The 20,447-nt window shown below is 72.8% G+C and carries 17 protein-coding genes; 6 read left to right on the top strand and 11 right to left on the bottom strand.

Features of this window, described 5'->3' with window-relative positions; genetic code table 11:
• Position 1 precedes the first annotated feature (1 nt).
• From ABD999_RS00570 to ABD999_RS00560, 3 genes are all read left to right on the top strand, one after another.
• The gene (locus tag ABD999_RS00570; RefSeq protein ID WP_148030243.1) at positions 2 to 205 is read left to right on the top strand and encodes a hypothetical protein; all 204 of its coding nucleotides are present in this window, start codon (positions 2 to 4) and stop codon (positions 203 to 205) included.
• The gene (locus ABD999_RS00565) at positions 202 to 930 is read left to right on the top strand and encodes a maleate cis-trans isomerase family protein (RefSeq protein WP_148030242.1); all 729 of its coding nucleotides are present in this window, start codon (positions 202 to 204) and stop codon (positions 928 to 930) included. Before ABD999_RS00570 ends, ABD999_RS00565 begins: the two co-directional genes overlap by 4 nt.
• Before the next feature lie 178 nt (positions 931 to 1,108).
• On the top strand, positions 1,109 to 4,030 hold the full coding sequence (locus tag ABD999_RS00560; protein WP_345482498.1) for a hypothetical protein: 2,922 nt from the start codon (positions 1,109 to 1,111) through the stop codon (positions 4,028 to 4,030).
• Between the two features lie 79 nt (positions 4,031 to 4,109).
• Here ABD999_RS00560 and ABD999_RS00555 read toward each other — a convergent pair whose 3' ends face one another.
• Entirely contained in the window at positions 4,110 to 6,029 is a 1,920-nt protein-coding gene (locus ABD999_RS00555; RefSeq protein ID WP_271277880.1) for a Xaa-Pro dipeptidyl-peptidase, read from the bottom strand.
• A 337-nt stretch (positions 6,030 to 6,366) separates the two neighbouring features.
• On the bottom strand, positions 6,367 to 7,086 hold the full coding sequence (locus ABD999_RS00550; protein ID WP_271277879.1) for a hypothetical protein: 720 nt from the start codon (positions 7,084 to 7,086) through the stop codon (positions 6,367 to 6,369).
• A 129-nt stretch (positions 7,087 to 7,215) separates the two neighbouring features.
• Between ABD999_RS00550 and ABD999_RS00545 the strand changes: the two genes are divergently transcribed.
• Positions 7,216 to 7,452 (top strand): hypothetical protein, encoded by a 237-nt coding sequence (locus tag ABD999_RS00545; protein WP_148030238.1) that lies wholly within the window; start codon positions 7,216 to 7,218, stop codon positions 7,450 to 7,452.
• Here ABD999_RS00545 and ABD999_RS00540 read toward each other — a convergent pair whose 3' ends face one another.
• The 8 genes from ABD999_RS00540 to ABD999_RS00505 all read right to left on the bottom strand — a co-directional run bounded on the left by ABD999_RS00540 (position 7,453) and on the right by ABD999_RS00505 (position 18,000).
• Entirely contained in the window at positions 7,453 to 8,085 is a 633-nt protein-coding gene (locus ABD999_RS00540) for a class I SAM-dependent methyltransferase (RefSeq protein ID WP_271277878.1), read from the bottom strand. It abuts the gene before it with no gap.
• A 64-nt stretch (positions 8,086 to 8,149) separates the two neighbouring features.
• A complete protein-coding gene (locus ABD999_RS00535; protein WP_271277877.1) occupies positions 8,150 to 8,683 on the bottom strand; it encodes a Cif family virulence factor in 534 nt (177 codons plus the stop codon).
• Between the two features lie 313 nt (positions 8,684 to 8,996).
• On the bottom strand, positions 8,997 to 9,374 hold the full coding sequence (gene nirD / locus ABD999_RS00530; RefSeq protein WP_148030235.1) for a nitrite reductase small subunit NirD: 378 nt from the start codon (positions 9,372 to 9,374) through the stop codon (positions 8,997 to 8,999).
• Positions 9,371 to 11,800 carry a nitrite reductase large subunit NirB gene (gene nirB, locus ABD999_RS00525; RefSeq protein ID WP_271277876.1) on the bottom strand — a complete coding sequence of 810 codons (2,430 nt, stop codon included), beginning with the start codon at positions 11,798 to 11,800 and terminating at the stop codon, positions 9,371 to 9,373. Before nirB ends, nirD begins: the two co-directional genes overlap by 4 nt.
• Positions 11,797 to 13,191 carry an FAD-dependent oxidoreductase gene (locus ABD999_RS00520; protein WP_271277875.1) on the bottom strand — a complete coding sequence of 465 codons (1,395 nt, stop codon included), beginning with the start codon at positions 13,189 to 13,191 and terminating at the stop codon, positions 11,797 to 11,799. The genes nirB and ABD999_RS00520 overlap by 4 nt, the downstream gene beginning before the upstream one ends.
• Positions 13,188 to 15,434, bottom strand: coding sequence for a molybdopterin oxidoreductase family protein (locus ABD999_RS00515; protein ID WP_345482497.1), 2,247 nt, complete (start codon positions 15,432 to 15,434; stop codon positions 13,188 to 13,190). The genes ABD999_RS00520 and ABD999_RS00515 overlap by 4 nt, the downstream gene beginning before the upstream one ends.
• A 4-nt stretch (positions 15,435 to 15,438) precedes the next feature.
• Positions 15,439 to 16,752, bottom strand: coding sequence for an MFS transporter (locus ABD999_RS00510; RefSeq protein WP_271277873.1), 1,314 nt, complete (start codon positions 16,750 to 16,752; stop codon positions 15,439 to 15,441).
• A 135-nt stretch (positions 16,753 to 16,887) separates the two neighbouring features.
• On the bottom strand, positions 16,888 to 18,000 hold the full coding sequence (locus ABD999_RS00505; RefSeq protein WP_271277872.1) for an epoxide hydrolase family protein: 1,113 nt from the start codon (positions 17,998 to 18,000) through the stop codon (positions 16,888 to 16,890).
• Positions 18,001 to 18,061: 61 nt separating this feature from the next.
• Between ABD999_RS00505 and ABD999_RS00500 the strand changes: the two genes are divergently transcribed.
• Positions 18,062 to 19,036 carry a helix-turn-helix transcriptional regulator gene (locus ABD999_RS00500; RefSeq protein WP_271277871.1) on the top strand — a complete coding sequence of 325 codons (975 nt, stop codon included), beginning with the start codon at positions 18,062 to 18,064 and terminating at the stop codon, positions 19,034 to 19,036.
• Positions 19,037 to 19,074: 38 nt separating this feature from the next.
• Complete coding sequence (locus ABD999_RS00495) at positions 19,075 to 19,326, top strand: hypothetical protein (protein WP_345482496.1); 252 nt, start codon at positions 19,075 to 19,077, stop codon at positions 19,324 to 19,326.
• A gap of 73 nt (positions 19,327 to 19,399) precedes the next feature.
• Here ABD999_RS00495 and ABD999_RS00490 read toward each other — a convergent pair whose 3' ends face one another.
• Positions 19,400 to 20,377: an NAD(P)-dependent alcohol dehydrogenase gene (locus tag ABD999_RS00490; protein ID WP_271277881.1), complete on the bottom strand. Its 978-nt coding sequence runs from the start codon at positions 20,375 to 20,377 to the stop codon at positions 19,400 to 19,402.
• Positions 20,378 to 20,447: the final 70 nt, after the last annotated feature.

The raw sequence follows: 20,447 nt of genomic DNA, 5'->3' as shown, positions 1-20,447 counted from the left end.
CATGCTCACCGACGAGGTCCGCGGCCCGCGGCACCACGGCGTTCCCGTACGCGGGACCCGGCCGGCCGATCAGCGCTCCGCGAGGACGGCACACCGGCTGCACGGCATCCGGCACGTGTCCGGACGGACGGTCGCCCCGGCCGACGGCTTCCCGGACAGAACGCCTGACGTGCCGCCCGAGGAACCCGGCGGGAGGGCGGCATGAACCGCGGCAGGGTGGGCGTGCTGGTGCCGCCCGCCAACCCGTCGGCGGAGCCCGAGCTGACCCGCCTGCTCGGCTCCCGCGCCGACATGCATGTCAGCCGGTTCCCGGTACGCCCGGGGCTGGCGATGGCCGAGCGGCTGGAGAGCTACAACGCGGCGCTGCCCGCGATGGCCTGCTCGTTCGGCGACCTGGCGCTCGACGCGCTCGTCATGGCCTGCGACGGCCCCCGCTACCTGCTCGACCCGGACGAGGACCAGGACGAGTGCGAGCGGATGAGCGAGCGGTTCGGGGTGCCGTTCGCGACCGCGACGGTGGCCATCATGGAGGCGATCGGGCACCTCGGGGTGGAGGAGGTGCACATCGTCTCGCCGTACCAGCCGTGGCTGACGGAGCTGGCCGAGCGGTTCTGGAAGGCCGCGGGCATGCGGATCGCCGGGGTCGTGCCGGTGCGGGCGCAGGGCGGTTTCTCCCCGTACGACATCACCCCTTCGGAACTGGTCGACCAGGTGAAGCAGGCGGACCTGCCCGTCGACGCGGTGCTGCTGTTCGCCTGCAGCGGAATGGCGACGCTGCCGGTGCTGGGCACGCTCGGCGCGGGCAACGACCGGACGCTGCTCACCTCGAACCTGTGCAGCGCGTGGTGGGCGCTGTCGCGGGCGACGGGCCGCCCGGTCACGCTGAACCGGCCGCCCTCGCGGGCGGCCGCGCACGGGAGGGCGTCATGACCGCCTTCCCCGCTCCTTGGACGGGGGTCGCCGGCACCACGCCCGCGGCCGGCGTGGACGGTGCCCGATCCGGCGCCGGCGACCCCGAACCCACCCTGCCGGAGGCCGTCTAGCGGGCCCCCTGACGTAGCCAGGGGCCGGGCGAGGGACGCCGTGCTAGCTGGAGGAGTAGTCGATCATGTGGCGGACGCTGTCCAACGAGGCGCGCGAGGCCATCGGCAGGCTGTGCGAGCAGCATGGAAGGCACCTGTACGACTACTGCCGCACGGGCCTGTCGGCCTCCGACGCGGAGCTGGCCGTCGCCGGGGCGCTGCTGTCGGCGCACGTGCACGGGGAGCGGCTGCGCGACCGGAAGCGGCTGCGTCCGTGGCTGTACGCGCTCGCGCGGTGCCATCGCGCGGCCGTGGCGGCGTCCAGGCCGGCCAGCCCCGGCTCGTGGACCCGGCCGGGCGCGCCGGGCGAGGTGGCCGACGCGCTGCGGGCGCTCGACCCGCCGCACCGGGAACTGCTCGACCTCTCGGTACGGCACGAGCTGGCGAGCGCGGACATCGCCATGATCTTCGACGTCTCCGCGATCGAGGTGAACACCATGATCGCGGAGGCCGCCGACCGGCTGGAGGAGTGGGTCGCGGCGGTGCGCGCGGCGCGGACCCGCGACGGGTGCGCGCGGCTGGCGGTACGGGTGACGGACTGGGCGAGGGCGCCCGGCCGGCGCAACCGCACCCGGATCGCCCGGCACGTCCGCTCCTGCCAGGCCTGCCAGGCCGCGCCCCGCGAGGGGGTGCGGGCCGGTGTGCTGCTGCTCGGCCTGCCGCTGGCCGCGATCCCTGACACGTTACGCGACCAGCCCGCCTGGGGTGACCCGCTGCCCGGCGATCCGGCGGCGTGGCGCTCCGACGGGTTCCCGGCGCAGGCGCGCGGTCTGATGGAGCCGCCGCCCGCGCTGATCTCCCTGGTCCCCGGCCCCACGACGGGCACCAGGGAAAACTCCTGGCCGGTGGCGGGCGCGGCCGCCACCGGCCAGGAACCCTCCGGCGGCGGCCCGCCGGAGCCCGACGAGCCCGGCTCCCGGGCGCGCCGGGGGCCGTCCGCTTCGCCGGGCACGGCCGAGGCTCTGCTGCGGGCGGCCCACCAGACGGGCGAGCGCCTGGTGCCCACCGGCACCACGGGGCTTCCCACGCCGCCCGCGGGCCACGACTCCTCCTCGGGCGACACCATCCCGTACCGCAAACGCGGCGACTTCCCCCCGATGCGCGTCCCCACCGAGAAGAAGACCGCGCCGCCGCACTGGGGCACGGCGCAGGAGGAACGTCCCGCCGAGGCGCCCTTCGGGGAAGACCCTTTCGACACCGGCGCGTCACCGGACCGGGGCGACTCCGCCGCCCCGCCGGACGAACCGCGAGACGGTACGGACGAGAACGCGGAAGCCGCCGAGGTGAGCGGTGACACGGACGGGACACGGGACGACGGGAGCGCGCCGAATACGGGTGACGAGAAAGCTCCGCCGAACGCCCCCGCGCCTCCCCGAGGCGAACGCGGAATCGACCCCACGGCCCTCCGACGCGGGACCGAGACACCACCTCGGTGGGACGCGACCGAACCCGGCACGCGGGCCCGCTCGGGCGATGGCGAGCACGGAGGCGACACAGTCCCCCGCCGGAGCCTCCCCGGACTCGGTGACAAGACACCACCGCGCTTGGCCCCTGACGGGGCCGGGGACAAAAGGCATTTGAGCTCTGGCGGGCTCGGCCCCAAGAAGCCGCACTCCTGGAGTTCTGGCGGGTTCGGGGACGAGACACCACTCCGCTTGAGCCCCGACGGGCTCGGAACCAACAAGCCACCTCCCTGGAGTTCCGGCCGACTCGGGGATGAGACGCCACCTCGCTTGAGCCCTGACGGACTCGGGACCAAGAACTGGGGTTCAGGCGAGCCCGGGGACGAGACACCAACTCCCGACGGGCTCGGCCCCGAGAAGCCGCACTCCCGGAGTTCTGGCGGGTTCGGGGATGAGACGCCGCCTCGGTTGGGTGAGGGCGGGGTGGACGGGTGGATCAGTGTGCCGTTGCCGAGGCGGAGTGACGACCCGCCGCGGCAGCACGCGCCGATGCGGACGCTGGATCCCGGGTGGCGGAGCGGCAGGACGCCGGTGACCCAGTACGGGGACAAACTGGTGTTCGCGAACCCGCCCGTGGAGAGTCCTGCCGGGGGCCACGGGGAGACGTGGGACGAGTTCTGGCGGGAGCGGCCGGACGAGGACGACCCGGAGGCCAGGATCTCGCTGCAGTGGCTCGTACGGGCCGCGCTGATCGTCGGTGTGGTGATGCTGGTGGCGGGCCTGGTCTGGGCCGGGATCCAGAGCCGCCAGCGCCAGGCCCCGGCCACACCGGACCCGGCGACCGGCCAGTCCCCGGCGGATCCAGGAGCCACGGCGGGAACGGAACAGGCACCGGCCGACCCCCAGGCCACGACAGACCAGGATCAAGTACCCGCCGACCCCAGAAGTACCCAGGTACCGGCGGACACCAGCGCGCCAGCGGACTCGGAAGACACCCAGGCGCCCGCGGACACCGGCCCATCCGGCAACGCGCTAGCCGACGCCCGTACGTCCGATGACCCCGGAGGCGCCCAGACGCCCGCGGACACCGGCTCACCCGCCGACCCCGCGGACACCGCAGCCCCGGTGGACGCGGCAGCGCGGGGAAAGGCGTCTCCCCCGGCGCCCGTGGCGGCGATCTCGCCCACGTCCGTGAAGCTGGGCGAGAAGCGGTCCGGGACGTTCAAGCTGACGTGCACCGGGGACTGCCGCGTCACCTCGTTCTCCGGCACGAACGGCATCGCCGTCTCCGGCAACGCCTTCACCGTCGCCGCCCCGGCCGCCCGCCCCGGCTGCCTGGGCCCGCCTGTCACCGAGTCCGGCGTCGTCACCGTCCACTGGACCGGCACCGCCAAGGGCGACGGCGAGACCACCGAAGGCACGACCACGGCGGACGGAACCCTCACGCTCATGGTGTCGTGGACCGTCACCCATGACAGAGGCGCCCTCATCCCCGACGCGAACGGAGGCGGCTATTGGAGCAACTGCCCACGAACACGTGAATGACCAAGGCGAAGATGCACACACGAGCAAGAGGGCCTCGGGCGGCGATCCGCCCGAGGCCCGGTCAGTGCGGCAGGTCAGGTCAGAAGAACGAGAACTCCCGCTCCGGCTCCGGCAGGGTCACCTCCCGCGGTCCGATGAACCTCGCCCTGTCCTGCGGCACGCTCTCCAGCGGCGTCCCGAGCACCACCGGGAACGCGATCGAGCTCTTGGACAGGTCGACGGTGACGTTCGCCCCGGTGCCCGTCTCGTTGCTGTAGTTCGAGTCGGTGCCGGCGATCACCAGGCCGATCCGGTGTCCCTTCTTGAAGATGTAGTCCTGCGGCAGGGTCTCCCACTTGACGCTCCCGTACGTGCCCACGGGCAGCGGTGCGGAGCGGCTGAGCGAGAGGCGGTTCTGCACGTCGATCCAGCCGCGCGCGACGATCTCGACCGGCCGGTTGACCGTATTGGTGACGACCTTGCGGTAGCAGGCGTCGTCCCCGGCGGTGCTGTCGCCCCAGCAGTCCTCCTCGGTCAGGGTGGTGATGCCCCCGCCGCGCCGCCAGTCGACGCGGGTGTCGTCGCCGAAGTCGACGAGCAGCGCGGTCAGGTTGGCGGTCGGCTTGTCGAGCTTGACCCGCAGGTCGGCGACCGGGGTGCCGGACAGGCGCAGGTCGAGGGGCAGCTCACCGGTGGTGTACGCGATCCGGCCCGGCTTGGCGGTGCCGACGTCGGACACCATGTCGGACTCGGTCATGCGTACGTCGGTGAAGCTCGCGGTCGCCTTCTTGCCGGGCAGGAGGCGGAGCGAGCCGTCGGCGGCCGGGCGCAGGGTCAGCTTGTGGCCGCGGGGCGCCGGCCAGTCGCGCTCGGTGATCCACTGGGCGGGAGCGACCTCGACGTCGGCGCGGGGCTCGCGCATGATGTCGTTGCGCACGCCGTGCAGCCAGTGGTCGAACCACCGGTGCAGCGTGTCCACCCAGAGCCCCCTGCGGCCCTCGAAGTCGAACGGGTCCACGTGCGCGGTCTGGCCGAGCCAGATCTTGCGGGGCACGCCGCGCTTGGCCAGCGCCTCCCACCACTCGGAGAAGTTGTCGGGCTTGACGTTGAGGTCGTTGACGGTGTGCGCGACGAACACGCTCGCCCGTACCTTGGAGACGTCGCCGAGCAGGCCGTTGATGTAGTCGCGCTCGGCCCAGAAGGCGTTGTGGTCGCCGGTGTCGTCGCCGTCCTCGGCGTCCATCCGGTCGCGCACGGCCTGACACTTGGGCTCGGGGTCGGTGTCGATGTAGTTGGCCAGCCAGGAGGCGTAGTCGTAGTTGTAGATGACGCCGTTGGAGCGCTGGTACTTGTACCAGGAGCTGATCGCGGAGATGGGCACGATCGTCTCCAGGCCGCGCACGCCGGTGGCGGCGACGGCGTTGGCGAGCGTGCCGTCGTACGACTTGCCGATCATGGCCGACTTGCCGGTGGTCCAGTCGGCGACGGCGGGGCTGCCGTCGGCGCGGTAGGCCTTGGCGCGGCCGTTGAGCCAGTCGATGACGGCCTTGCCGCCCAGCACGTCGGCCTTGCCCCCGACGTCGGGGCAACCGTCGGACTTGGTGGTGCCGAGCATGTCGACGTTGAGCACGCCGTAGCCGCGCGGCACGAAGTAGTTGTCGTAGAAGAGCGGGAACTTCACGACGTTGCCGGCGTCGTCGTAGACCTTCCGCTCGCCTTCGTTGCCTCGACCGGAGTTGTCGTAGTACGGGCTCTCGTCGATGATGACGGGCACCCTGAGGCCGGGGCCGGACTCCTTGGGCCTGATGATGTCGACACGCACCCGGTCGAGCCTGCCGTCGGCATCGCTGTCGACGGTCGACTCGACGTACACGTGTTCGCGGATGGCGTCGGCGTAGGAGAAGACCGGCTGCGTGCGGCCGTTCTCGACGGTGATCTCTGGAGCGGTTGCCGCCTGGACGGGGGTGGCCGTCCCCACGATGAGGGCGGCGGCGATGAGGGCCGGGCGTAAGGGTGGCACGCGTGACCTCCGGGGGGCTGACAAAGTACGAGCAATCTCTCAGACCCCCGACGCCCTGACAAGATCTACCCACCGCCGTCCAGCCCCCTGTCCGAGCCCTTTTGCCACACCCGTTACGCACCCCGCGAGCCGAAACACCGCCCGCACCGCGCCACCACGCGAGGCGGACTGTGCCCACCACCGCAGGTCACAAGGCCGCACAAGGCGCAGCCCGCACCACGCCGCAGACCCGCACGTCCGCGCGCGTCGCCGCGGCGCGGGCCGACACGAGCAGCCCACCTCCGCAGTGGCGAGCAGCGACGTCCACGAACGATCACCCCCAGAGCGCGGCGTGCGCCTACCCCGAGATGACGATCGTGTCCGCCTTGTCGTCGACTGGCGGGTCCGGTTCGCGTCCTCGGCGCGGCAACCGCAGTGCCGCCACCGCCAGCAGCGCGCCGCCTGCTGCGGCGAGCAGGAGTGTGTACGGGGGGACGCCGACGGTGGATGTTACTGGGGCGGGCGCGGCAGAGGCGGCGGGTGCAGCGGAGGCGGTGGGGGCGGATGCCGCGGTGGGAGGGGCTGGGGAGGCGTCCGGTACGCCTTCGAGGTCGGGGATGCCCGGGGGACGGATCACGCCCCAGTAGTCCACGGTCGGCTCACGAAGGGCCTTGACCAGGTCCGGGTCGAGGGGGTTGATCTCGATCCTGCCCGGCACGGTGAGGGTCCCGATCTCGTACGGCTGGAACATCCCCTGCACGCCGGTGAGCTTGTGGACGCCTTCGGGCACGTTGACGGCGGCCGCGTAGTGGCCGGGCTCGGGCAAGGGGCTGCCGGGGAACTCGCGGACGAGGCCGTCGGCGCCGGTCAGCCGCAGCGCGGTCGGGCCCAGCTCGCCCTCGAACGGGTGGGTGCCGTGCTGCAGGACCCAGAACCCGATCGTGTACGACGTGCCGGGAGCCAGCGAGGACGGCACCGGATCGAGATACGTGAGCGCCCACCCGCCGGACGCCGAGGCCGGGGGCGCGCCCGCGATCAGCGCGGCAGCGGCGGCCAGGATGACCATCAACCTTCTCATGTCACACCTCCGGCCGTGATACACCGCCCGGCGGTCCCAGGTTCCCGAGGGCGGTGCGTTTCCCGCCCGCGCGACGCAGAATTGAGGGGCCATGCGGGGGATCCGGCGAGATGCGAGGAGGCCCGCGCCGTGTTCGCCACCGGACGCGAATACCTGACGGGGATGCTCGACGTCCTCGTGCACGAGGGGATGCTGGCCGAGTGGCGGCGCGAGTCGCCCGACGGCTACGTGCTCCGCACGCATGAGGGCGAGGAGGTCACGCTGACGTCGTCGCAGGCCGCGATGTGGACGCACGGCGCGTTCGCCGCCTATCTGGCCCTGGTCGACCAGGGCCGCATCAGCCCGCGGCTGCCGGGCGGCACGTGATCAGGGGTTGCGTGCCCGGCCGAGGATGTGGGCGAGCGGGGGCGCGCCGGGGATCCGGTGGGTGAACCGGTCGTGCTCCTCGATGACCAGGCCCGCGGCGCCGATGGCCGCCGCCGTGTCGCGGTTGGGGTGGCAGCCGCCGGCCACCCGCGACCACACCGGGGTGACCAGGTCCTGCAGCAGCCCGCGGACGGGCCGGTCGGAGCGCACGTGCTCGAAGAAGCGCAGCTCGCCGCCGGGCTTGAGCACCCTGCGCAGCTCGGCGAGCGCGCCCGCCGGGTCGGGGACCGAGCAGAGCACGAGCGAGACCACCACCGCGTCGAACTCGGCCGGCCCGGACGGCAGCGCCCCGGCGTGGCCGGGCACGACGCGTACCGGCACGGGGGCGGTGGCCGCGGCCCGCTCGGCGGCGGCGCGGAGCACGTCGTCGGGCTCGACCGCGACGACCTCGCGCACGCCCCGCGGGTAGTGGGGGAAGCTGAGCCCGTTGCCGGCGCCGACCTCCAGGACGCGGCCGCTCAGCCCGTCCAGCAGGCGGGTGCGCAGCTCGCCCGTGACGGGCTCGGCCCGCCGGCTCATCCGGTCGTACGCGCGGGCGAACCGGGGATGCTGGAACCGCGAGAGATCCTGCATGGCTCCCACCGTATGCCGACAAGCCGGGCGACGACGCCCGGCGTGCCGGGCGCCGACGCCTCGTTCAGGACGCGCTGTTGCTCATGTAGCGGTCGATCTTCCAGGAGTCGTTGTCCTTCATCAGCAGGAAGAACCCGCGGGTCGCCTCGGCGCCCTGGCCGGAGGACGCGAAGACGAAGGCGCTCTTGCCCATGGTCTCCGACTCCTCGATGCTCGGCGTGCCGCCGCCGCCCTGCTGGCCCTTGAAGAGCTCGGTCAGCGCCTGCGTGCCCTCCGCCGTCTCCTGTCCCTGCACCGCCGCCACGCCGTCCGAGGTGAACATCTTGGCGGCCTGCTCGCCGTTGCCCGAGGCGAGCGCCTGGTAGAACTTCTCCACCACCGACCGGGGCGAGCCCTTGCCGGTCTCGGTCGGTGTCGCCGTGCCCGTTTCGCCGGGCATCGGGCTTTCGGTCATGCCGGTCTCGGTGCCCGTCGGCGAGGCGGGGCTCGCCGCGCCCTTCATCGCTTGTCCGGTGCCGCCCGCGGCGCAGCCGGCGGTGAGGAGGGCAGGAACGACCATGGCCAGCAGGACGCCCCTGCGCAGGAATTTCATGCTCATGGCCGCAGTGATGCCCGCCCCGGTCGTCCGGGAATGCGCGCTTGATCCAGTCCGGACGAGTCCTTTACCGGCTGCGGATTACTCACACGAATGGTTCACCCGATTTGTCGAGATCGTTCAGAGGTGCGATCGTTGCCACCTCGATACCAATTTGGCGAGGCGTCGCCTATAGCGTCCCTTCAGTGCCGCAAATTAAGGCGAACCTAAGCACGGAGCCCGAGCCCCTGCCCCTGCGTGAGGAGGCCGAGCGCTGTGCCGCGGTCGACGCCGGCCGACGCTGCGTGCTCCCGGCGACTCACCCGGGCGCCCACGTCTACCCGCCCACCGACACGAGCCCGCGATCCTGAGCGCGGGCGCCGGACGGCGGAACACTGACGGACACCTGCACCGCGCCGTCGCGGACGCGCGCCCGGTAGACGGGGACCGCGACCGCGGGCTCGTCCAGGCAGCGCCCCGTGACCAGCGAGAACACCTGCTTGTGCAGCGGCGAGGCGACGGTCGCCTCGCCCTTCCTGGTGCCGACGATCCCGCGTGAGAGCACGTACGCCCCGCTGAACGGGTCGCGGTTGCCCAGCGCGTGCACCGTGCCGTCGTAGGTGCGGAAGAGCGCCACCTGCTCGCCGTCCACCAGCGCGCACACGCCGCGCTCGGGCAGCAGGAGGTCGTAGCCGCAGATGCCGATCCAGTTCATGACATCACCACCGGTTTGATCTGGTCTCGCTCTGTCGCGAAGACGATGGACGGGTCGGGGACCCCTGGTGCGTTGACGAAGCTGACGAACCGGCCGAGCTTGTCCGGGTCCTCCAGCGTGGCCCGCCACTCGTCGGCGTAGGTGGCGACGTGCCGCTCCATGTGCGCGTCGAGGTCGGCGCAGATGCCGAGCGAGTCGTCCATGATCACCGAGCGGAGGTAGCCGAGCCCGCCGTCGAGCGACTCCAGCCACGCGGAGGTGCGCTGCAGCCGGTCGGCGGTGCGGATGTAGAACATCAGGAACCGGTCGATGGTCCTGATCAGCTCCTCGCCGGTCAGGTCGGCGGCGAGCAGGTCGGCGTGGCGGGGCTTGAAGCCGCCGTTGCCGCCCACGTACAGGTTCCAGCCCTGCTCGGTGGCGATGACGCCGAAGTCCTTGGACCTGGCCTCGGCGCACTCGCGGGCGCAGCCGGAGACGGCCGACTTGAGCTTGTGCGGCGAGCGCAGCCCCCGGTAGCGCAGCTCCAGCGCGATGGCCATGCCGACCGAGTCCTGCACCCCGTACCGGCACCAGGCCGAGCCGACGCACGACTTGACCGTGCGCAGCGCCTTGCCGTAGGCGTGGCCGGACTCGAACCCGGCGTCGACGAGCCTGCGCCAGATCTCCGGGAGCTGGTCGACGCGGGCGCCGAACAGGTCGATCCGCTGCCCGCCGGTGATCTTCGTGTAGAGGCCGAAGTCGCGGGCCACCTCGCCGATGACGATGAGCTTGCCGGGGGTGATCTCACCGCCGGGGATGCGCGGCACGACCGAGTACGTCCCGTTCTTCTGGATGTTGGCGAGGAAGTGGTCGTTGGTGTCCTGCAGGGCGGCGTTCTCGCCCTCCAGCACGTGCCCGTTGTGCAGCGAGGCGAGGATGGAGGCCACGACGGGCTTGCACACGTCGCAGCCGCGGCCTTCCCCGTGCTCGGCGATGAGCTGGGAGAACGTGCGGATGCCGCGCACCCGTACGATGTCGAACAGCTCCGCCCTGGAGTGGGCGAAGTGCTCGCACAGCCCCTTGCCGGTGTCCACGCCGGCCTTCTCCAGCAGCTGCTTGAGCATCGGCACGCAGCTGCCGCAGGTGGTGCCGGCGCGGGTGCACGCCTTGACGCCGGGCACGTCGGCGCAGCCCTGGTCGTGGATGGCGGCGCGGACGGCGCCGGCGCTGACGTTGTTGCAGGAGCACACCTGCGCGTCGTCGGGCAGGTCGAGCTGGACCCCGCCGCCGGCGAACAGCAGGTCGGCGGGAGGTGCGGGCAGCGGCTTGCCGACGTAGGAGCGCAGCGTGCCGTACGGGGACGCGTCGCCGACGCAGATGCCGCCGAGCAGGGTGGTGGCGTCGTCGCTGATGAACAGCTTCTTGTAGACGCCGCCCACCGGGTCCATGTAGGTGACGTCGAGCGCCCCTTCCATGGCTCCGAACTGGGCCACCTCGACGCCGAGCAGCTTGAGCTTGGTGGACAGGTCGGCGCCGCCGAACGCCGCTGCGCCGCCCGTGATCCGCTCGGCGGCGACCTCGGCCATGGTGAAGCACGGCCCGGCGAGCCCGTACACCATGCCGTCGTGCAGGGCGCACTCGCCGACGGCGTAGATGTGCGGGTCGGAGGTCCGCATGGCGGAGTCGACGACGACGCCGCCGCGCTCCCCCACCGCCAGGCCGCACTCCCTGGCCAGCTCGTCGCGCGGCCTGACCCCGGCGGAGAAGACCACGATCTGGGCCTCGACGAGGGTGCCGTCCGGCGTGCGGAGGCCGGTGACCTTCCCCCGGCCGTCGGTGACGATCTCCTGTACGCCGGAGCCCGCGTGCACGCTCAGCCCGAGCGCCTCGATGTGGCCCTTGAGCACCGCGCCGCCGCCCTCGTCCACCTGGCGGGGCATCAGCCACGGGCTCATCTCCACGATGTGGGTGCGCAGCCCGAGCCCGCGCAGCGCGTCGGCGGCCTCCAGGCCGAGCAGCCCGCCGCCGACCACGACGCCGTCGGTGGCCCCCTCGGCCGCCGCCCTGATCGCGTCCAGGTCGTCGATGGTGCGGTAGACGTGCGCGTGCCCGGCCCCCGGCACCGGCGGCACGAACGGCCTGGACCCGGTGGCGAGCACCAGCACGTCGTACGGCTCCGGCTCGCCGCCCTCGACGGTCACCCGGCGGGCCCGCCGGTCGATGCCGGTGACGCGGCTGTTCAGCCTGGTCACCACGCCGGGCGGCACCGGGTAGGACAGCTCCTCGGCCGAGACGCCGTCCAGGTACGAGGTGAGCGCCACCCGGTCGTAGGCGGGCCTGGGCTCCTCGCCGATGACCGTGATCGTCCCGTCGAAGCCCCGCTCCAGCAGGGCCTCCACGAACCGGTGGGCGGCCGGCCCGTACCCGGCCACGACGATCTTCCTCATGCGGGAACCCCTTCCTGTTCGCACAGCCAGCCGACGATGCCCGCCACGGCGTCACGGCAGGTGCCGCAGCCGGTCGTGGCCCTGGTGGCGGCGGCCACGCCGGCCACGTCCCTGGCGCCCGCCTCCCAGCACGCCCTGATCTGTCCCTTGGTCACGTCGTTGCAGTGGCACACCTTGGCCGCGTCGGGCATCAGCGTCGGGCTGTCGGCCCTCGCCGCCGGCGCCGGCCCGGGGAACAGCAGCCCGGCCCGGTCCCCCGGCAGCGGCCCGCCGCGGTCGTAGAGCTGGGTGAGGGTGCCGACGGCGTCGGTGTCGCCCAGCAGGATCGCGCCGACGAGCCGGTCGTCGCGGATGACGAGCTTGCGGTAGGTGCCCCGGGCCCGGTGGCTGAAGCGCACCACCTCGGCCTGCTCGTCGGTGAGGTGCGTCTCGCCCATCGCGGCCAGCTCGACGCTGCTCGCCTTGAGCCGGGTGACCAGCCGGGAGCCGCGGTAGCGCGACGCGCCGCCGGTGATCACGTCGGCGGCCACGGCGGCCTGTTCCCAGGCGGGCGCGACCAGCCCGTACACGGTGCCGTCGTGCTCGGCGCACTCGCCGATGGCCAGGATGGACGGGTCGTCGGTGCGCAGCTCGTCGTCGACCACGATGCCGCGCCGCACTTCCAGCCCGGCCTCGGCGGCCAGCGCGGTGAGCGGGCGGACGCCGCAGGCGAGCACCACCAGGTCGCCCTCGACCAGCTCGCCGCCGGCCAGCCGGACGCCGCCGTCCTCGACGGCGACGGCGCTGGCGCCGGTCCTGATCGCGACGCCGAGCCCGGCCAGCGTCTCGCCCAGCACCAGGCCCGCCTCGGGGTCGAGCTGCCGTTCCATCAGGTGGCCGGCCAGGTGCAGCAGCGTCACGGGCAGCCCGCGCCCGGCCAGCCCGCGGGCGGCCTCGACGCCGAGCAGCCCGCCGCCGATCACCACCGCGCGGCGGCTGTCGGCGGCGGCCTTGACGATGCGGTCGCAGTCGTCGAGCGTCCGGAACGGGATGGCGCGCCCCACGCCGGGGATGGGCGGCACGATCGCCTCGCTGCCGGTGGCCAGCACGAGCAGGTCGTACGGCGCGCGCCGGCCGTCGGCGGTGTGCACGGCGCGCGACTCGCGGTCGATCCAGGCCACGGCGCTCCCGAGCACCGCCTCCACCCGGTGCGTGTCGTACCAGGACAGGTCGTGCAGGCCGAGCTGCTCGGGCCTGGCCTGCCCGGCGAGCACGTTCGACAGCAGCACCCGGTTGTAGGGGCTGCCCTGCTCGGCCCCGAACACGGTGACCGGCATCCGCGGGTCGCGCGCCCGTACCTCGCTGACCAGGCGCGCGCCCGCCATCCCGTTGCCGACGACGACGAGCCTCATGTGACCCGCTCCACCCGTACGGCGCAGACCTTGAACTCCGGCATCCGGGACGTGGGGTCGAGCGCCGGATTGGTCAGCCGGTTCGCCCCCTCCCAGTGAAACGGCATGAACACGGTGTCGCTCCTGATCGCGTCGCTGATCCTGGCCACGCCCTGTCCCTGGCCGCGCCTGCTGGTGACCCGCACCAGGTCCCCCGCCCCGATGTCCAGCCGCCCGGCCAGATCGGGGTGGAGCTCCACGTACGGTTCGGGCACGGCGGCGGCGAGGGCGGCGATCCTGCGGGTCTGCGCGCCGCTCTGGTAGTGCGCGAGCACGCGGCCCGTGGTGAGGTAGACGGGGTAGTCGTCGTCGATCTCCTCGGCCGGGCCCCGGTGCTCGACCGGCACGAACCTGGCCCGCCCGCCGGGGGTGGCGAACGAGCCGAGGAACGGCCGCGGCGTCCCGGGGTGCCCCGGCGCGGGACACGGCCAGAAAACCCCGACTTCCCGCCCCTGCCCGGTCTCCCCGCCACCTCGAACCCCCGCGCGGTCCCGGACCTCTCCTTCGTCCGGCACGTCCGCGCCACTCCGAACATCCGCGCGGTCCCGGACCTCCCCGCCGCCCGGGACGTCCGCGCCACTCCGAACATCCGCGCGGTCCCCGACCTCTCCTTCGTCCGGCACGTCCGCCTCATCGCGGGTTTCCCGGGGCTCTTCCGTTTCTCCCGTGATGCGGTCGTACGTGATGCCCGAGTAGTCGGCGGGGCCGCCCGCGCTGGCGCGGCGCAGTTCCTCGAACACCTTGCCCGGCTCGTCGGCGAAGTCGTGGCCGAGCCTGCGGGCCAGCCCGGCGATGACCTCCAGGTCGCTCCGCACCCCGGGCGGCGGCCGGACCGCCTGCCGGCGCAGCAGCACGCGGCCCTCCAGGTTGGTCATGGTGCCCGTCTCCTCGGCCCACTGGGTGACGGGGAACACCACGTCGGCCAGCGCCGCCGTCTCCGACATGACCACGTCGCAGACGACGAGCAGGTCCAGCGACCGGATCCGCTCGGCGACCCGGGCGGAGTCGGGCGCGGACACGACCGGGTTGGAGCCGAACAGCAGCATCGCCTTCGGCCCCGCCGGTGTGCCGAGCGCCTCCAGCAGCTCGAACGCCGACCGGCCAGGACCCGGCAGGTCGCCGGGATCGACGCCCCACACGCCGGCGACGTGCTCGCGGGCCGCCGGGTCGTCGATCCTGCGGTAGCCGGGGAGCTGGTCGGCCTTCTGCCCGTGCTCCCTGCCGCCCTGGCCGTTGCCCTGCCCGGTGAGGCACCCGTACCCGGAGCCGAGCCGTCCGGGCAGGCCCAGCGCGAGCGCCAGGTTGACGAACGCGGTGACGGTGTCGGTGCCCTGGGCGTGCTGCTCGGCGCCGCGCCCGGTGAGCACGTACGCGTTCTTCGCAAACGCGAGCGCGCGCAAGGCCTCGCGCATCCGCGGCACCGGCACGCCGGTGATCCGCTCGACGCGCTCCGGCCACCAGGCGGCGAGCGAGGTCCGTACGGCGTCGAACCCGCTGGTGCGCTCCTCGACGTACGCGGCGTCGACCAGGTCCTCGGCGACGGCCAGGTGCAGCAGGCCGAGCGCGAGCGCCAGGTCGGTGCCGGGCGCGGGCCGCAGGTGCAGCCAGGCGAGCCTGGCCGTGGCGGTGCGGCGCGGGTCGACGACGATGAGCCGCGGCCCGTCCAGGTGGCGGACGAACGGCGGCATGGTCTCGGCCGGGTTGGCGCCCGCCAGCAGCACCACGTCGGCCCCGGCCAGGTCGGTGACGGGGAAGGGCATGCCGCGGTCCATGCCGAACGCCCTGATCGAGGCGGCGGCGGCCGACGACATGCAGAAGCGGCCGTTGTAGTCGATCTGGCTGGTGCCGAGTGCGACCCTGGCGAGCTTGCCCAGCAGGTACGCCTTCTCGTTGGTGAGCCCGCCCCCGCCGAACACGGCCACGCCGTCGGGGCCGTGTTCGAGCCTGATGGCGGACAGCCGGTCGGCGACGTGGCCGAGCGCCACGTCCCACTCCACCGGCCGCCCGTGCAGGAGCGGGCTGGTCAGGCGGGCGCCGTTGGTGAGCAGGTCGGCGGCGGTCCAGCCCTTCTGGCACAGGGCTCCGGCCGCGTTGGCCGGGACGTCGGTCCGCGGCGTGATCGTGATCCCGGACGCGGTGGCGCTGATCGCCATCCCGCACTGCAGCGCGCAGTACGGGCAGTGGGTCTTCACCGGCTCGGCCATCCGGTCAGACCCTCGCGTGGGCGAGGCTGGCCACCCGCGAGACGCCGACGGTGCGCAGGTAGCACCACCAGGTCAGGGCGGCGCAGCTCGCGTAGAAGAGGCCGAAGGCGAGGAACGCGCCCGCCGGGCTGCCGGTGGCGGCGAACGACATGCCGAACGCCCGGTTGATGAGGAAGCCGCCGAGCGCGCCGACGGCGGAGATGATGCCGATGGCCGCGGACGCCTGCCGCTTGCCGTGCAGCAGCGCCGCCTCGTCGTCGCCCTTCTCGGCCACCGCCTTGGCCTGGAAGATCGCGGGGATCATCCGGTAGGTGGAGCCGTTGCCGATGCCGGCGGTCAGGAACAGCGTCTGGAAGGCGAGGAAGAACAGCCAGAAGCTGCCCGATCCGGACGCCGCCCAGACGAGCAGGACGCCGCCGCCCATGGCCGCGAAATTCCACAGCGTGACCGGGGCCCCGCCGAGCCGGTCGGCCAGCCACCCGCCCACCGGCCGGATCAGCGACCCGATCAGCGGCCCGGCGAACGCCACCGCGGCCCACGGCGCGTCCGGGAACAGGCTCGTGCTGAGCAGCGGGAAGGCGGTCGAATAGCCGATGAACGAGCCGAACGTGCCCACGTACAGGAACGACATCACCCACGTCTGGGCCTTGCCGGCCACCGCGAGCTGCTCGCGCGGGCTGGCCTTGGCGCTGGTGAGGTTGTCCATGAAGAACCAGGCGCAGACGGCGGCGACCACGACGAACGGCAGCCAGAACCACCCGGCGGCGGCCAGCCCGAACGCGCCGATCACCAGCGGCATGACGAGCTGCACCGAGCTGACGCCGATGTTGCCGCCGGCGGCGTTCAGCCCGAGCGCGACGCCCTGCTTGCTCCGCGGGTAGAAGTAGGTGATGTTGGCCATGCTGGAGGCGAAGTTGCCGCCGCCCACCCCGGCCGTGGCCGCGATCAGCAGGAACATCCAGTACGGGGTGTCCGGGCTGCTCACCGCGACCCCGAGCAGCACGGCGGGCACGACCAGCAGCAGCGCGCTGACGACGGTGAAGTTGCGTCCGCCGAACCTGGCCGGCCCGAACGTGTACGGCACCCGCAGCACGGAGCCGATCAGGTTCGGCAGCGCGACCAGCCAGAACAGCTGGTCGGTGGTGAACTCGTAGCCGCCCATCCGGGCGGCCACGATGCTCCACAGCGTCCAGACGGTGAAACCGAGATGCTCGGCCAGGATCGAGAAGACCAGGTTGCGCCGGGCGACCTTCCGGCCGGTGGTCCGCCAGAAGGCCGCGTCGTCGGGATGCCACTCGGCGATCCAGCGCGCCATCATTCCTCCTACGTTCTGAGCTGACTCGAACGTAGGAATCCGGGGTTACGCACAGAGGCGGATCGGCGCTGTGCGTTCGTTACGGGTGACTCACCCGGGCAACAGGCGATACACAAGCGTCACGCCGGAAACACGCCGTTAACGAACGCCCCTGAAGAAGGCCCGGATGTCGCGGACCAGCAGCTCCGGCTCCTCCATCGCGGCGAAGTGGCCGCCGGTCTCGAACTCGGTCCAGTGGACCACCTTGTCCGTCCGCTCGGCCAGCCTCCTGATCGGCAGCACGATGTCGTGCGGGAACACCGCGACGCCGAGCGGGGTGGGCGACGACTGCGGCATGGACCAGGCGTGGGAGAACTCCCAGTAGATCTGCGCCGCCGAGTCGGCCGTGTTCGTCAGCCAGTAGAGGCTGACGTTGGTGAGCAGCCGGTCCCGGTCCACCGGCCGGTCGGTCCACTCGCGGAACTTCTCCGCGATCCAGGCGAGCTGTCCCGCCGGCGAGTCGGCCAGCCCGAACCCGAGCGTGTGCGGCCGGCTCGACTGGATCGCCATGTAGCCGCCCATGTCCCCGGTGAACTCCTCCAGCTTGGCGAGCCGCGCCTTGTCGGACTCGCTCACCTCGCCCAGGTCGCCCGACGGGAACGTCATGAGGTAGTTCACGTGGACGCCGATCACATGCTCGGCGTCGGTCAGCCCCAGCTCGCGGGAGATCCCGGATCCCCAGTCGCCGCCCTGCGCCCCGTACCGCTCGTACCCGAGCCTGGCCATCAGCGTGGCCCAGGCGCGGGCGATCCGGCCGAGCGTCCAGCCGGTGCCGCGCAGCGGGGCGGAGGGTCCGAAGCCCGGGACGGACGGGATGACCAGGTGGAAGGCGTCGGCCGGGTCGCCGCCGTGCGCCTCCGGGTCGGTCAGCGGCCCGATCACGTCGAGGAACTCGACGACCGAGCCCGGCCAGCCGTGGGTGAGGATCAGCGGGGTGGCGTCCGGCTCGGGCGAGCGCACGTGCAGGAAGTGGATGTCCTGGCCGTCGATCTCGGTGACGTACTGCGGGTGGGCGTTGAGCTCGGCCTCGTGCGCCCGCCAGTCGTAGCCGGTGGCCCAGTAGTCGGCCAGCTCGCGCAGCTCCGCCACGGTGACGCCGCGCTCGCTGCCGGCGCCCGGGGTCTGTACGGGGTAACGGGTCCGGCTCAGCCGCTCGCGCAGGTCGTCGAGGTCGGCCTGGGGGATGTCGAGGTGGAACTCCCTGATGGTCATAGATGTACCGTCCCAGGGATTGTGGCAAGCTTTTTGCCGCTTTTTCCGGGAAAATCGGCAAATGCTGGAAACCTCCGCGCGGCTGCTGCGTCTGCTGTCGCTCCTGCAGACCCGGCCCGCCTGGACCGGCGCCGAGCTGGCCGAACGCCTCCAGGTCAGCCCTCGGACCGTCCGCTACGACATCGGCAAGCTGCGCGGCCTCGGCTATCCGGTCCACGCCACGCCCGGGGTGGCCGGGGGTTACCGGCTGGGCGCCGGGGCCGAGTTGCCGCCGCTGCTGCTGGACGACGAGGAGGCGGTGGCGGTCGCGGTGGGGCTGCGCACCGCCGGTGCGGTGGAGGGCATCGAGGAGACGTCCCTGCGCGCCCTCGCCAAGCTGGAGCAGGTGCTGCCCGACCGGCTGCGCCGCCGGGTCCGGGCGCTGCACGCGGCCACCGTGTCCCTCGCTCCGGGCGGGCCGGCCGTCCCCGCCGAGACGCTGACCGCCGTCGCCACCGCCTGCCGCGACCGGCACCGGCTGCGGTTCGACTACCGGACGCACGACGGGTCCGTACGGACGCGGGACGTGGAACCGTACCGGCTGGTGCACACCGGGCGGCGGTGGTACCTGATCGGCTGGGACGTGGAGCGGGACGACTGGCGCACCTTCAGGGTCGACCGGCTCGCGCTCCGGACACCCGGCGGCCCGCGCTTCACCCCCCGGGAGGCGCCGCCCGCGTCGATGGTGCCGAAGGGGGTCGACACGGCGCTGATGCGGCACCGGGCGCGGGTCACGGTGCACGCCCCCGCCTCCGCCATCGCCCCGCACCTGCCGGAATCGGTGCTCGTCGAGAGCGCCGGCGACCGTACGTGCGTCGTGCACGCGGGCGGCGAGACCCCGATGCGGCTGGCGCTGCACATCCTCGCCCTCGACGCCGATTTCACCGTCGACGGCCCCCCTGAGCTGCTGGAAGCCCTGCGCACCCTCTCGGCGCGGGCCGAGGTTACGGCGCTCGGGACAGGGGAACAGCATTCACAGCAAGGGGGGACATCATGATCAAAATGCTCCACAAGATGGGCATCAAGTCAAATCACATGTATCTGGCAGGAATCGGCTCCGTCGGCCTGGCCCTGGCCAGCTGGATGATGTCGAAGAACTACGAAGGCGCGGATCTGGCTCGCGCCGACCGCTGGGGGATCTTCATCGGCGAGTGGGCGCCCACGTTCTTCGCCATGGGCGTGGCGCTCCGCATCGAGGAGACGCACCGCGAGCTGGGTGAGGGGCCGGAGGAGATGTACCAGACCGGCCGCCAGCCGGAACGGGTGCACGCGGGCACCGGCATGTGACTTCCGAGAAGGCCCGCAGCCCGCCAGGTCTGCGGGCCTTCTCGCGTCCCGCCCTGGATCCCCGGCTCGTGGTTCAGGTCTGGGAGCTGGCCGCGCCCACGGTCCGGACGACCACTTTCCCGCGGACGCCGCCGGCTTCCAGCGCGCGGTGCGCCCCGGCGATGTCCGCCAGCGGATGGACGGTGTCCACCACCGGCCGGATCGCCCCGCTCTCCACGAGCCGCGTCAGGTCGGCGAAGAGCTCGTGGGTGGGGTTCCCGCTGAAGAACCGTACGCGTCGCGAGCCGTACACGGTGGAGACCAGGATGGAGGCCAGGGACGGGACGAGGCGGCCGAGGTCGAAGCTGATCGTCACCATGCGTCCGCCGGGTGTGAGGAGCCGGCGGTAGGCGCTCAGGGCGGTGCCTGCGGTGTCGAGGATCACGTCGAACCGGCCGAGGTCGCCGGGGCTCGTGGTCGCGTAGTCGACGGCTTCGTCGGCGCCGAGGTCCCGTACGAAGTCGAGGTTGCCCTTCCTGGCCAGCCCCGTGACGTGCGCGCCGTACGCCCGGCCGAGCTGGACGGCGACGCTGCCGACGCCGCCGCTCGCGCCGCGCACCAGCAGCCGCTCCCCCGCCCTGAGCCCGGCCCGGTCGCGCAGCGCGGTGATCGCGGTCGTGCCCACGCCGGGCAGGGAGGCGGCCTCGACCAGGTCCGTCCCGGCGGGCGCGAGGGCCAGGTGGCGCGGGCGGACGACGACGTACTCGGCCGCCGCGGAGCTGATCGCCCGGCCTCCGCCCCACACCCGGTCGCCCACCGCGAGGCCGCGCATGGGCGAGCCCAGGGCGGCGACCTCTCCGGCGAAGTCCATGCCGAGGGTCTTCGGGAAGCCCCGGCTCATCAGGCCGGTCAGCGGGCGGAGCCGCCCGGCGCGGGCCGCAAGTTCGCCCCCGTTGACGCTGCTGGCGTGCACCCGCACCAGCACCTCGCCCGGCCCGGCGACCGGTTTCGGCACCATGGCCTCGTACAGCACTTCCGGGGGCCCGTACCTGTCGTAACGGGCGGCGCGCATCTCGCTCACTGGTCCTCCTCGTGTGTCAGGCCCGACCCTAGGCCGCAACCGGAGGGGGTGCTCCACTTGG

The sequence above is a fragment of the Nonomuraea ferruginea genome (genome assembly GCF_039540635.1).
In the GTDB taxonomy this organism is placed as follows: domain Bacteria; phylum Actinomycetota; class Actinomycetes; order Streptosporangiales; family Streptosporangiaceae; genus Nonomuraea; species Nonomuraea ferruginea.
Note: the sequence above shows the minus strand (reverse complement) of the source record. Positions and strands in the feature narration are given on the sequence as shown.